The organism is Peribacillus sp. NPDC058002, assembly GCF_042886655.1.
Taxonomy (GTDB): domain Bacteria; phylum Bacillota; class Bacilli; order Bacillales; family DSM-1321; genus Peribacillus; species Peribacillus aracenensis.
This window is the reverse complement of record NZ_JBHVQU010000118.1, coordinates 1-11,916: the sequence shown is the minus strand read 5'-3', so window position 1 is coordinate 11,916 and position 11,916 is coordinate 1. Positions and strand designations below refer to the sequence as shown.

At 40.3% G+C, this 11,916-nt stretch carries 15 protein-coding genes and 2 riboswitches; of the genes, 9 read left to right on the top strand and 6 right to left on the bottom strand.

Annotated elements, in window-relative coordinates; genetic code table 11:
• The 3 genes from thiD to tenA all read right to left on the bottom strand — a co-directional run.
• A partial coding sequence (gene thiD / locus ACFVSH_RS17795) for a bifunctional hydroxymethylpyrimidine kinase/phosphomethylpyrimidine kinase (RefSeq protein ID WP_387707131.1) occupies positions 1 to 521 on the bottom strand: 521 nt, incomplete at its 3' end.
• On the bottom strand, positions 490 to 1,011 hold the full coding sequence (thiW, locus tag ACFVSH_RS17790) for an energy coupling factor transporter S component ThiW (RefSeq protein WP_387707133.1): 522 nt from the start codon (positions 1,009 to 1,011) through the stop codon (positions 490 to 492). The genes thiD and thiW, both read right to left, overlap by 32 nt.
• A 3-nt stretch (positions 1,012 to 1,014) precedes the next feature.
• Complete coding sequence (gene tenA / locus ACFVSH_RS17785) at positions 1,015 to 1,704, bottom strand: thiaminase II (protein ID WP_260284076.1); 690 nt, start codon at positions 1,702 to 1,704, stop codon at positions 1,015 to 1,017.
• A gap of 90 nt (positions 1,705 to 1,794) precedes the next feature.
• A riboswitch (TPP riboswitch) is annotated at positions 1,795 to 1,900 on the bottom strand.
• Positions 1,901 to 2,058: 158 nt separating this feature from the next.
• A riboswitch (SAM riboswitch) is annotated at positions 2,059 to 2,163 on the top strand.
• A 176-nt stretch (positions 2,164 to 2,339) separates the two neighbouring features.
• Between tenA and ACFVSH_RS17780 the strand changes: the two genes are divergently transcribed.
• Both ACFVSH_RS17780 and ACFVSH_RS17775 read left to right on the top strand, forming a co-directional pair.
• Positions 2,340 to 2,528 carry a Fur-regulated basic protein FbpA gene (locus ACFVSH_RS17780; RefSeq protein WP_192203796.1) on the top strand — a complete coding sequence of 63 codons (189 nt, stop codon included), beginning with the start codon at positions 2,340 to 2,342 and terminating at the stop codon, positions 2,526 to 2,528.
• A 253-nt stretch (positions 2,529 to 2,781) separates the two neighbouring features.
• A complete protein-coding gene (locus ACFVSH_RS17775; RefSeq protein WP_260284077.1) occupies positions 2,782 to 2,976 on the top strand; it encodes an aspartyl-phosphate phosphatase Spo0E family protein in 195 nt (64 codons plus the stop codon).
• A 68-nt stretch (positions 2,977 to 3,044) separates the two neighbouring features.
• Here the strand turns inward: ACFVSH_RS17775 and ACFVSH_RS17770 are convergent, their stop codons facing one another.
• A complete protein-coding gene (locus tag ACFVSH_RS17770; protein WP_387599412.1) occupies positions 3,045 to 3,551 on the bottom strand; it encodes a GNAT family N-acetyltransferase in 507 nt (168 codons plus the stop codon).
• Positions 3,552 to 3,768: 217 nt separating this feature from the next.
• Here ACFVSH_RS17770 and ACFVSH_RS17765 point away from each other — a divergent pair, with 217 nt between their 5' ends.
• Complete coding sequence (locus ACFVSH_RS17765; protein WP_387707129.1) at positions 3,769 to 4,470, top strand: GDSL-type esterase/lipase family protein; 702 nt, start codon at positions 3,769 to 3,771, stop codon at positions 4,468 to 4,470.
• A gap of 53 nt (positions 4,471 to 4,523) precedes the next feature.
• On the opposite strand, the gene ACFVSH_RS17760 is transcribed toward ACFVSH_RS17765, so the two are convergent.
• Positions 4,524 to 6,341 (bottom strand): ABC transporter ATP-binding protein, encoded by a 1,818-nt coding sequence (locus ACFVSH_RS17760; RefSeq protein WP_387707127.1) that lies wholly within the window; start codon positions 6,339 to 6,341, stop codon positions 4,524 to 4,526.
• A gap of 202 nt (positions 6,342 to 6,543) precedes the next feature.
• Here ACFVSH_RS17760 and ACFVSH_RS17755 point away from each other — a divergent pair, with 202 nt between their 5' ends.
• From ACFVSH_RS17755 to ACFVSH_RS17745, 3 genes are all read left to right on the top strand, one after another.
• Entirely contained in the window at positions 6,544 to 7,035 is a 492-nt protein-coding gene (locus tag ACFVSH_RS17755; RefSeq protein WP_387707125.1) for a DinB family protein, read from the top strand.
• Between the two features lie 125 nt (positions 7,036 to 7,160).
• Entirely contained in the window at positions 7,161 to 7,649 is a 489-nt protein-coding gene (locus tag ACFVSH_RS17750) for a M15 family metallopeptidase (protein ID WP_387600250.1), read from the top strand.
• Between the two features lie 131 nt (positions 7,650 to 7,780).
• Positions 7,781 to 8,323, top strand: a complete 543-nt coding sequence (locus tag ACFVSH_RS17745) for an acyl-CoA thioesterase (protein ID WP_192203801.1) — start codon at positions 7,781 to 7,783, stop codon at positions 8,321 to 8,323.
• Positions 8,324 to 8,491: 168 nt separating this feature from the next.
• On the opposite strand, the gene ACFVSH_RS17740 is transcribed toward ACFVSH_RS17745, so the two are convergent.
• A complete protein-coding gene (locus ACFVSH_RS17740) occupies positions 8,492 to 9,127 on the bottom strand; it encodes a Bax inhibitor-1/YccA family protein (protein ID WP_214743607.1) in 636 nt (211 codons plus the stop codon).
• Between the two features lie 493 nt (positions 9,128 to 9,620).
• On the opposite strand from ACFVSH_RS17740, the gene ACFVSH_RS17735 reads away from it, so the two are divergent.
• The 3 genes from ACFVSH_RS17735 to ACFVSH_RS17725 all read left to right on the top strand — a co-directional run.
• Positions 9,621 to 10,646, top strand: coding sequence for an ABC transporter ATP-binding protein (locus ACFVSH_RS17735; RefSeq protein WP_387599426.1), 1,026 nt, complete (start codon positions 9,621 to 9,623; stop codon positions 10,644 to 10,646).
• Positions 10,624 to 11,550, top strand: coding sequence for an ABC transporter ATP-binding protein (locus ACFVSH_RS17730; RefSeq protein WP_260284084.1), 927 nt, complete (start codon positions 10,624 to 10,626; stop codon positions 11,548 to 11,550). Before ACFVSH_RS17735 ends, ACFVSH_RS17730 begins: the two co-directional genes overlap by 23 nt.
• A 15-nt stretch (positions 11,551 to 11,565) precedes the next feature.
• The coding region (locus ACFVSH_RS17725; RefSeq protein ID WP_387707123.1) for an ABC transporter permease at positions 11,566 to 11,916 on the top strand (351 nt) is incomplete at its 3' end.

Below are 11,916 nucleotides of genomic sequence, written 5' to 3'. Positions count from 1 at the left end.
CCTTTAAGTAAAACGGCTTTGGGACCCATTTCTTGTATAGAAATGCATGCTTTGTAGAAATCTTGTTCCGTTCGAATCGACAAGCCAGTAAGTACTTCCGCTTCCGGTACATTAGGGGTTACAAGTGTTGCAAGCGGAAGCAAATCCATTTTTAAGGCAGAGACAGCCTTTTCGTCGAGCAAATGATGACCGCTTTTGGAAATCATGACAGGGTCAAGGATAACGATGGCAGGCAAGAAGGTTTTAAGGGACGCAGCGACAGTTTCCACGATTTCTTTTGATCCTAGCATGCCTATTTTTACTGCATCGACAGGAATATCTTCAAAGATAGCTGCAATTTGATCTGATATGATTGCTGTTTCAATTGGCTGTACTGAACGGACTTCCATTGTATTTTGTGCGGTTACGGCTGTGATGGCAGACATTCCAAAGACACCATGTGCAGAAAATGTTTTTAAATCCGCTTGTATTCCTGCGCCGCCCCCTGAATCAGAGCCTGCGATGGTTAATGCTGTTTTCATAAAAAAACCCCTTCATATAATTATTTTTTAGAAGTATTTTAAGTAATATGAATGCTAAAATCGCACCAGCGAATGAACTGAGCATAAAAGCCGGTAAAAAACCAAAGAGCGCAGCTTTTTCCCCCAATAGGAGGAGGGCAAGTGGATAACAGGCTAGGGAACCGAGAATACCGGTCCCGATCACTTCCCCTAAACAGGCAAATTTTAAGCTTTGTGTTTTTCGGTAAAGGATGGCAGCCAAAAGTGCACCGATCATGCTACCGGGAAAGGCGAAAATTGAACCGGTACCAGACATGTTTCTAATGATGGAAACTAAAAAAGCTTGTGTCACTGCATAAGCTGGCCCCAATAGAACGGCCGTCAGGACATTTGCCAGATGCTGAATAGGAAAGACCTTTGCAAATCCTGCAGGAATGAAAATAAATGAACTGGTCAGCGTCGTAATAGCCGTGATCATGGCAGTCAACGTCAGTTTCTTGACAGGATTCATCATCTACAGCGGCCAATCTTGCTCATTATGAACCATATCCCAAAATAAATATTCATATCGGGAAGTAACCAAAAAGTGCTTTTCTAATCTAAGAAGTTCCTTTTCTGGCATGCCTTCCGTCAATTCTTCCAACAAAGCGATCAGCCATTTATGTGCTTCCCCGAATTCAGGAGATGAATAGGACCTTATCCAATCTGCGTAGCGATTGTTTTCCAATGCTGCTCCATTTTGTTCTTTCAGTAGCAAACCGATTTCATAATAATCCCAAGCGCAGGGCAGAAGACAGGCGATCAAGTCTGCCAAAGTCCCATGCTGAGCTGCATTTAGCATATAGCCTGTATAGGCTAGAGTCGTTGGAGTAGGTTCTGTATCTTCCAATTCCTTGGAAGTGATCCCGAATTCGGAAGCATAATGCCGATGAATATCCATTTCCACTTGAAGGGTTTCATTTAAAATACTCGCAAACTTTGCCATGGTTTCGATGTTATGAGCTTTGATTACACCTAAAGCAAAGAGCTTGGAATAATCCATGAGATAGATATAGTCCTGCTTCAGGTAATAGGCAAATTTCTTTTCAGGAAGCGTACCATTTCCAATTGCCTGGACGAAGGGATGTGAATGGTTCCTTTTCCAAATCTCTTTTGACCGTGCATGTAGTCTATCACTGAATGTTTCTAATTTAACATTCTCCATTGTTCATCCTCCTTTAGAATGGATCCCTTTGTTCATGAAAAAACCCCGTTCCTGAATACGGAACGGGGTAGATGGATATAGTCTGAAAATGGACGATATCATCCACTTCCCTCCGCCGGTATGAGCCGGTTCAGGTTCAAAGGGTCCGGAACTAATTCCATCTCAGTCTTAAAAAAAGACTCCCCTAGTGGTGTGAATTGTATGTAATTACTGACATCATATCAGAAAGACAAGAAAATGCAACCTGCATTTAAAAGAGGGACCATTTTATGTCCAGGAAAAAAGGGAGAACCAGGTAATTGACTTTTGATGGTTATTAGGATAAAATCATGTCTACATCATTTATATATCGATTTCTTATCCAGAGAGGTGGAGGGACTTGGCCCAAAGAAACCTCGGCAGCGGACCCGTTTTGGGAACTGTGCTAAATCCAACAAGCATATGCTTGGAAGATAAGAAGAGCCGTACGGACACTGTCAGCCTCTTCTTGAATTAGAAGGGGCTTTTATTTTTGGGAAATAACGTTTAGTGACATAATAGAAAAGGTATATATAATTTGGTGAAAATAAAACAAGTTGATAAAGTTTAGCTAACTAGAAGCAGGCTCTAGGATGACTAGGAAAGGAGCCATTTACATGGCAGAATTATTTAAGAGGATCGAACAGAGGAAGGCAAAGCTTATTGAAGAGTTATTGGCCAATGGAGTATACAAAACCTCTGATGAAAGGCACCTTTATGATGCCCCATTAAAAGTACTTGAAGATGAATATAAGATTGTTATAAATAAACCAAATACCGAGTCACCTTCTGAATGGATGACATAGTAAACGATGGACTATAGTTTGGGTTCTTGGATAAGAGATATGATGTAAGCATTCACAGTCTACACTAGTGGATGCTTTTTTGCGTTTAATAGAAAATGACACAAAATATACATAATTACAGGATTAATAGTCATTTTGTCACATTCATCCTTTAAAATAACACATTTAATTTCCGAAAAATAGTTGATTTTAACTAGTATATTCATTATGATGAAAGTGTAAAAAAATTGAATAAATGGGAGGTGGCTATATAATGCCTTGCCTTAAGGTAACTATAGAAAAAATAGAAGAGAAAAGAAAAGAAATGATTAACTTGGCAGCAATTTACGGCTTATCAAGTCTGCTAACTGTTCAAGCCAGTCAAGAATTGGATACGCTATTAAATGCGTTAACAAGTAAAAGAGATTGTGAACATTTTTACCTCCAGAAAGCATATAGGTATTTTTAAATTAGCCAATTCGCACTCGATTAATATGAAAAAGCTACTGCTCAAGGCAATAGCTCTAAAGATTGATATTACATATCGACACGTTTACCAAGAATGAGCAAATCCCGCTCAATCCCATCCAACTCGGCAACTTGAGGTAAATGTGCCCATTCTTCAAACCCGAATTTGGAAAAAAGCTTAAGGCTTGGTGTATTGTGGGCGAAAATGAAACCCAATAGAGTCTTAACACCTAATTTTGGACTCCATTCAATTGCCTTTTGAATCGAAGTTTGTCCGATTCCTTTTCCCCGGAAATAATCATCTATATAAATGCTGATTTCGGCAGTGGAATTATATGCCGGTCGGCCATAGAAGGATTGAAAGCTCATCCATCCAGCAGTTTTCCCTTCTATAGTAATGATAAATAGCGGTCTACTTTCTGAATGATGTTCCTCAAACCATTTAACCCTCGATTGGACGGATACAGGCTCCGTATCTGCCGTGACCATTCTTGAAGCAATTGTTGAATTATATATTTCAACAATTCTGGGTAGATCGGATAGTCCTGCCTCTCTAAACGCTATGAGCTCTTCCATGATTTAAACTCCTAACTATCATTTATTCAATCTCCAGAATGAAGGGTAATCCCGTATTTTGTTTAAGGGACGGTGAATGACACCCAATCCATTGAAAGTTTTATATTATCATACACTCTTGAATCTTTATCTGACAATTTTTTTATGTTAAGACTGTAGATTTTTTGGGTATGTAAAAAAATAAATACTTCTAGTAAAGAGACAAGAGGAGAATCAAATGAAAAAATTGGCAGGTTTATTGATTATAGTACTCGTTATATGTTTTGCTGCGTATGAATTTCAGGCCTCGGAGTCAGAAGATGTGCAAAGGGTGATGGCTTTTGGAGATTCATTAACCTATGGAAAAGGAGATAAGGATGGGGAAGGATATATAGAAGGCCTTGAGGATGAATTGAATAATCCGCAATCGGAACAAAAAGTGAGTTTTTGGAATTACGGTATAAAAGGCCAGGAAACGGATGGGGTGATGAAACAGCTTGATGATTACCGCATTAAAACGAAACTTGATGAAGCCGATACTTTCATCGTTTTTATTGGAACGAATGACTTGATCAATAGTAACGGAGGGAACTTGGAGAAAATAAGTGACCGAAAAATCATTGAGGGAAAACGGGAGTATATCGACCATCTCAAAAAGATTACATCAACCTTGATAGAGGCAAACGAAAAGGCGGATATTCTGGTAGTAGGACTATATAACCCAATAAAAGACAATCAAAAACTTGAAAAGCTCATTCGTGATTATAACCTGTCAATAAAGGGAATAGCGGATAAAGATAAAAGGATGTTATTCATTCCTACAAATGATCTTTTTGAAGGTAAAAAGAAAACAGAGTATTTCAGTGATAAGTTACATCCGAATGAAAAAGGGTATCAGCTCATTGCGAACCGGGTTTTGGAAAGTTATGATTTCAAATGAAAGCAAAAATGCACAGGAAGGCTTCCTGTGCATTTTTGCCCTCTAAGAAGTAGCTAGGAATTTGATATCGCTTTAAGTTGAGGGAACTGTAAGTCATGGAGTTGCTTGTATCTGCCGTTGTTTAGCAATAATTCTTCATGTGTTCCTTTTTCATGAACCTGCCCTTTTTCCAGAACGATAATTTGATCCGCATCATGAATGGTCGATAAACGATGTGCAATTACTATTGAGGTCCGCTTTTTCATTAAACGTGACAATGCTTGCTGGATCAAATGTTCGGATTCTGTATCCAAGGCCGCCGTTGCTTCATCGAGAATGATGATTTGCGGATTTTTCAAAAGTGCCCTAGCTATGGCAATGCGCTGTTTTTGTCCGCCTGAAAGCTTGACTCCGCGCTCTCCAATCTGAGAATCATAACCATCAGGAAAGGCACTGATAAAGTCATGCGCATTTGCCGCTTTGGCGGATTCGATGATTTCAGCATCTGTAGCATCAAGTTTGCCATACACGATGTTATCACGAATGGAGCCATTGAATAAAATGATATCCTGGGAAACAATCCCCATTTGTCCCCGTAATGATTTCAGTGACACATCCTTGATATCATGACCATCCATTTTAATCGTGCCATCTTGCGGATCATAAAATCGGATCAAAAGGCTCGTGATGGTCGATTTTCCAGCGCCAGAGGAGCCGACCAGAGCAGTTACTTGACCAGCTTTCATGGACAGGCTTAAATGGCTGAGGACAGGTACACTTTCATCATACGAAAAATCAACACATTGAAATTCGATTTTCCTTTTTATGTAAGGGAGTTCGGTGGCATTTTCCTTGTCACTTATTTCGGGCTGGGTTTCTAATATTTCAGTTATCCGCTCAAAGGCCGCGGCTGATTGCTGGACAATGCTGATGACCCGGCTAAAATTGCGAACGGGACTCTGCAGTAACCTCAAATAGGCGAGAAAGGCCACGATTAACCCTATTGTGAATTCACCTTCCATCACTTGCCAAGCACCGACCACAATGACTGCTACAAGACCGATATTGTTCAATAAATCAATTATCGGGCCGAACATGGAGCGTAGCCGAACGGACTTAAGGTTTGCAGTCATATTTTCCTGATTACGCTCCGCAAACTTCCTTGATTCGAATTCTTCATTTGTAAAAGATTGAATGAGCCGCATTCCTGAAATGGAATCCTGTAACTGGTTGCTGACATCTCCTGCGGAACTTTGCACAGACCTAAATGACATCCTGATGCGTTTCCCGAATACCCTTGTGATATAGAACATGAAAGGGAATGTAAAAAGAAGTACAATGGTCAGCTTCCAGTTAATGAAAAGCATATATACCGCCACGGCAATGAAAGTCACCGTGTCAGTCAAGACTTGAAGCATGCTTGAAGAGATGAGCTGCTGCAGTAAATTAACATCATTGGTCAACCGCGACATTAAGTCACCGGTACGGTTTTTATCAAAGAATTTCATATCCAGTGTTTGAATATGGTCATACATGCTATTCCGTATATCCGTAATAGCCTTTTGACCGACCTTGGAAACGATATAGCTGTTAAAGTAGTTCAGTAAAGCCAATAAAATGGCAGCACAAAGAATTCCTGCACCAATCCAGATTAACGAGTCATATCTTTTTTCAGGAATGATTGTATCAATCGTAAACTGCGTCAACTGGGGGATGGAGAACTCAAGCAATGAAATGAAAAGCATGATACATAAAACCAAAGTGCAAAACTTCCACTTCGATGGGACCCGATTGAACATTTGCTTGAGCATCAACCATATGCTTCCTTTTGAGGGGATTGCATGCATGGTACTGCGGCCTTTGTGGCTGAATGGAATATGTCCTCCACTCATAGCGATCACTCCTATTTAGACTATCCTTGATGTTTTGAAAGTCATTTGAATTAGATGATTTTTGCCTTTATGACTATCATAGAGCTTTTCAAAAAATAGACAACTTTTAAGCGGTTCATTTCAGTCAAAAAGTATAATTATTTTACACGTTCATATAGGACATGGAATAATTAAAGGAGATTAGCGAGGCTGATAAGAGGAGATGCTAATAGTGAATGAAAATGAAAAAGTCAGGGAAGAACTTTTAAATGCGGTCATCGGACTAACGGATGAACAGCTGAACAACCATCCTGAACCAGGAAGATGGAGCATCATGCAGGTTTTGGATCATTTATATTTAATGGAAAGGGCCATAACAAAGGGCATTTCCGATAAATTGAAAAGCGATGATAGCATTCCTACTGTGGATAAACCGATCGAGCTTACTTTAGATCGTGAAATGAAGGTCCAGGCCCCGTCCTTTGTCATTCCGTCAGAATCATACCAAACTTTGAGTGAGATTAAGGAAAAGTTGTCCGAATCCCGAAAAGCTTTTGTACGGGTCGTTGACCATGCAAAGGAAATTGATCTCGAACAAAAATCTTTTCCACACCCTTTGTTTAAAGATTTAAGCTTGAAGCAATGGATCCCATTTGTGGGACTGCATGAAAAACGGCATTTATTGCAAATAGAAGAATTGAAAGCAAAGTTATAAAAGAAGAAAAACTCATCCGTCTTTGGTTGAGTTTTTCACTTTGGGACAGATATTCGTAAAGGAAGGATTTTTCAGTGAAAGCCACTTGGGTAAGGACATGTTTGGTATTGGGCTTTTTCGGATTGATGCTAGGGCTCTTGTCCAAGTATATACTTCCGCCTGATTTAGATGAAATTGAACTGACTGACGAGCTGAATCCAATCGTCGCCGAAAAAAAAGACGAGCTCATTCAACTGGCTAATGACAAAGGCATCCCGATTATCATTACGGCGGGGTTCCGGTCTGTAGCCGAGCAAAATGAACTCTATGAAAAGGGCAGATCAGGCTCGGGCAACATCGTAACGAATGCAAGAGGTGGCGAGTCGCTACATAATTTCGGTTTGGCGATAGATTTTGCCCTCCTTAACAAACAAGGCGAGGCCATTTGGGATATGAATTATGACGGCAACGATAATGGAAAGTCGGATTGGATGGAAGTTGTAACCATCGCTAAAGGGTTAGGTTTTGATTGGGGAGGGGATTGGGCTGGGTTCAAGGATTATCCGCATTTACAAATGACATTTGGCTTGAACCTGCGTGAGCTGCAACAAGGCAAGCGGTCAAAAGGGCAGTGATGTGGGTAGTTTCATTATATGCCGCATAAATTTTGACTAAAAGCAGGAAAATAAGCATGTGAATTGCTTTACAGGTAAGAATTCGATAAAGTGGAATAGTGAGAAATCAGACATAAAGGAGTGCAGTCACCATGGAAGAAACAAAATATTGCCGGGACTCTTTGGTCATAAAAACAAGCCTTGTCCTCCCGCCGGATACAAATAATATTGGTACGATGTTCGGAGGCAAATTAATGGCATATATTGATGATGTAGCGGCTATATCAGCCATGCGTCATGCGCGAAGCAACGTCGTTACGGCATCAACTGATTCTGTCGATTTCCTGCACCCTATTCACGAAGGAAATGCAGTTTGCCTTGAAAGCTTCGTGACTTATACGGGCAGAACATCAATGGAAATCATCGTAAAGGTGATTGCAGAGGATTTAGTTACAGGAGATCGGAATTTATGTGTCATTTCTTTCTTGACATTTGTCGCCATTAATGAAGAAGGTAAACCAATTCCGGTCCCGCGTTTGGTTCCTGAAACAGAGATGGAAATGAATTTAAATGAATCAGCAAAACAACGGGCCCAAATAAGGAAAAAAAGAAGGGAAGATACACAGTTCATTGCAAGTACTTTCGGTGTGAAGCTGCCATGGACCGATCAATCGAAGCCTGGATTATATAAATAAGATACGCATCCCTTCAGCAATCTTATTGATGATTTTAGACCAAATTCATTGTGATTTGGTCTTTTATTAATCGCCATTGGTTTTGGGCATTATCCGTATGGGAAAGAAACGTGAAAAGACGCTTGGATAAGCCCGAGCGTCTTTTTTATGTTTGATCACATCCGCTTTTCAGTCATCGCTTGCTAAAATACCGAAGAAGCGCAAGATGTTAATGAATAGGTTAATGAAATCTAGATATAGATTCAAGGCCATGAGCGGTACTTCTTCGGCTGTTACCCCGTAATGCTTCATTCGGTTGAAATCATATAAAATATAACCACTGAAAACTAAAATCCCAATAAAGGAAAAGACCAGCATGGCTGTAGAGCTTAATGGAGAGAAAATGTTGAAAATGCTAATGACCACTAAAGCTAGCAAGGCCGCAAATAACATTCCGCCCAAGAAAGAAAGGTCCCTTTTCGTGGTTGTGGCATAAACCGCCAGTCCACCAAATACAACTGTAGTCGTAACACCTGCCAGGATCACCACATTTGCCCCTGCAGCCGCTAGGTAGTGTGCAATGATCGGATATGTCGTAATTCCTGAAATCAATGTGAAACTATACAAAAATGTATAACCGATGGCTTTTTTCCTCCGCAATATGAATGCTCCAATCAACATCGCGATCTCAAGTATCGCTAAGGGAAGAAACAAGGATGGCGGAACAAGTGTGCCGAGAGCCATCCCTAAGACGGAAACGGCAAGTGACAAAGCGAACGTCCGCATGACGGACGGCATATATGTTTGTACAGTTTGTGAATACATTCAAACACCTCATCATTTATTTTCTACTGTTTTCTACGAATCTGTTTTAAAAAGGTTTCATGCCATTTAATGAAAATAAAGTGTTTTTTTTTTAGTATTGAAATATATATGAAATAATTACCTGTTTTATGATATCCTTACAAATGTACTAATTTTTCTGAAATATCAAAAAAATAAAATCGGAACCATTCTGCGGTATGTAGAACGACAAGGTCAATAAATAGATATGAACGTTAAGGTTGTTATCTTGGAATAGTAAATTGAAAATTATTGGTTCTTTACATTTAATCGGACTTCAAAACTTTACTGTATAACCGTTATAAAGGAAACGATTTTTTATTGCAGAAAATTATTCTTAAAGTTATAAAATATGAAAAAAATGTGATTATTTTCTATAAAACCTATTGTATAATTGTAAAAAATTGATTAAAATTCTAGATAATTATCAGAAGATTAATTATTTTCCCGATAAAATAGTTTAGGGGGAGCAAGAATGAATAAAGCTATTTTGCAAATAGAGAACCTAACGACCTCATTTCGAATCGGCAACAAATATCATGCAGCGGTGGATGACGTTTCGTTTACGGTGAATGAAAATGAAATTGTAGCAGTTGTTGGAGAATCAGGTTGTGGAAAGAGTGCATTGGCCTTATCTATCATTCAATTACATAATAGGCAGAGAACGAAATCCGAAGGAAATATCAATTATAAAGGTCAAAATCTACTAAAGTTGAATGATGTACAAATGAATAAAGTCCGGGGTAAGGAATTAGGGATGATATTCCAGGAACCTTTAACGGCTTTGAACCCGCTCATGACCATCGGAAAACAGATCGAGGAGAACCTTGATTACCATACTGAACTCTCCAATGCCGAAAAAAAGAACAGGACGATCGAACTTTTGACACAAGTGGGAATTCCATATCCTGAACGGACGTACAAGCAATATCCGCATGAGCTTTCGGGGGGAATGCGCCAAAGGGCAATGATCTCGATTGCCATTGCTTGCAACCCTGCACTGGTCATCGCCGATGAACCCACGACGGCACTGGATGTTACGATTCAAGCGCAAATACTTGATCTGCTGAAAGATATCCAGAGCAGGACAAAAATGGGGATCATCTTAATAACACATGATCTGAGCGTCGTAGCAGAGGTCGCGGACAGGATCGTTGTCATGTATGCAGGTCAGGTAGTGGAAACGGGAAGTGTTAAAGAGATATTCAACAATCCGCTTCATCCATATACGAGGTCGTTATTAAATTCGATCCCTTCTGCTGCAAACGAGAAAAACCGTTTGCACGTTATCGAAGGAATCGTTCCATCGATAGCGAAAATGGATCGGATAGGATGTCGCTTCCAAGATAGGATTCCTTGGATACCTAAACATGCGCATGAAGAGACACCCCGGCTTCACGATGTGGGCAACGATCATTTGGTGCGCTGTACCTGCTATAAAGAATTTTATTTTCAAGCTGAAGGAGATGCAACGACCAATGACATTACTCAAATTAGATAATCTCAAAGTGCATTTCCCGATAAGGGGCGGTTTTTTTCGAAGGGTGGTCGATCACGTAAAGGCCGTGGACGGTGTTTCCTTGGAGTTGCAGCAAGGGGAAACATATGGCTTGGTCGGTGAATCCGGAAGCGGCAAGTCCACGACAGGCAAGGCAGTGGTCAAACTGAATGAGGTGACATCCGGACAAATCCTATTTGAAGGCAGGGATTTAGCCTCTCTAAGTAGAAGAGAAATTAAACCATTCAGAAAAGATATCCAAATGATTTTCCAAGACCCGTATTCATCATTGAATCCGAAGAAGAGGGTACTGGACATCATTGCCGAACCGCTGAGGAACTTCGAACGGTTATCCCCTTCAGAGGAAAAGAAAATCGTACAGGACTTCTTGGACAAAGTTGGACTGAGTCCTGAATCGATTTACAAGTATCCCCATGAATTTTCAGGGGGGCAGCGGCAGCGGATTGGGATTGCCCGATCATTGACATTGAAACCTAAACTGATCATTGCGGATGAACCGGTGTCAGCATTGGATGTTTCCGTTCAGGCACAGGTATTGAATTTTCTTCAGGATCTCCAACAAGAGTTCAATTTGACTTATTTATTTGTCGGGCATGATTTAGGCGTAATCCGGCATATGTGTGACCGGATGGGTGTTATGTATCGCGGTAGATTGGTAGAGGAAGGAAAAAGTGAAGAAATCTATGAAAATCCCCAACATATATACACGAAGCGCCTGATTGCGGCCATTCCGGATTTAGAGCCGGAAGTTCGCCAAGATAAAGTGCAGCTTAGAAAAAAACTCACCTCGGAATATGAGTCTACCTACTCAAAATATTTCGATGAGAATGGACGTGCTTACGATTTGAAGCCAATCTCATCAACACATAGAGTCGCAATACAATAAGGAGGTGGAAGGACTATGTGGAAGTTTATCCTAAGACGATTATTAGTAATGATCCCGCAGCTCTTTTTATTGAGCATTATCGTTTTCATGATGGCAAAAGCAATGCCCGGAGATGCACTGTCAGGCCAGGAAATCAATCCTAGGGCCAATCCAGCCGAGCTTGAAAGGGTCAGGGAAGAACTGGGTTTGAATGACCCTTGGTACCAACAATATTTAAGGTGGGCATCCAATGCAGTACAAGGGGATTTCGGTATTTCCTATACACATAAGACGCCCGTTATGGATGTGATAGAAGACAGGCTTTGGAACACAGTGTTCCTGGCGTTGGTCACGCTGATTTTTACATATATGCTTGCTATTCCTTTA

Bases quoted from the DNA above. Each gene is read 5' to 3' on its own strand.
- ACFVSH_RS17755 (WP_387707125.1), top strand. From the start codon at position 6,544: ATGCTAATAGTGAATGAAAATGAAAAAGTCAGGGAAGAACTTTTAAAT.
- ACFVSH_RS17770 (WP_387599412.1), bottom strand. From the start codon at position 3,551: ATGGAAGAGCTCATAGCGTTTAGAGAGGCAGGACTATCCGATCTACCC.
- ACFVSH_RS17765 (WP_387707129.1), top strand. From the start codon at position 3,769: ATGAAAAAATTGGCAGGTTTATTGATTATAGTACTCGTTATATGTTTT.
- ACFVSH_RS17730 (WP_260284084.1), top strand. From the start codon at position 10,624: ATGACATTACTCAAATTAGATAATCTCAAAGTGCATTTCCCGATAAGG.
- ACFVSH_RS17735 (WP_387599426.1), top strand. From the start codon at position 9,621: ATGAATAAAGCTATTTTGCAAATAGAGAACCTAACGACCTCATTTCGA.
- ACFVSH_RS17745 (WP_192203801.1), top strand. From the start codon at position 7,781: ATGGAAGAAACAAAATATTGCCGGGACTCTTTGGTCATAAAAACAAGC.
- ACFVSH_RS17740 (WP_214743607.1), bottom strand. From the start codon at position 9,127: ATGTATTCACAAACTGTACAAACATATATGCCGTCCGTCATGCGGACG.
- thiW (WP_387707133.1), bottom strand. From the start codon at position 1,011: ATGAATCCTGTCAAGAAACTGACGTTGACTGCCATGATCACGGCTATT.
- ACFVSH_RS17775 (WP_260284077.1), top strand. From the start codon at position 2,782: ATGCCTTGCCTTAAGGTAACTATAGAAAAAATAGAAGAGAAAAGAAAA.
- tenA (WP_260284076.1), bottom strand. From the start codon at position 1,704: ATGGAGAATGTTAAATTAGAAACATTCAGTGATAGACTACATGCACGG.
- ACFVSH_RS17750 (WP_387600250.1), top strand. From the start codon at position 7,161: ATGCTAGGGCTCTTGTCCAAGTATATACTTCCGCCTGATTTAGATGAA.
- ACFVSH_RS17780 (WP_192203796.1), top strand. From the start codon at position 2,340: ATGGCAGAATTATTTAAGAGGATCGAACAGAGGAAGGCAAAGCTTATT.
- ACFVSH_RS17760 (WP_387707127.1), bottom strand. From the start codon at position 6,341: ATGAGTGGAGGACATATTCCATTCAGCCACAAAGGCCGCAGTACCATG.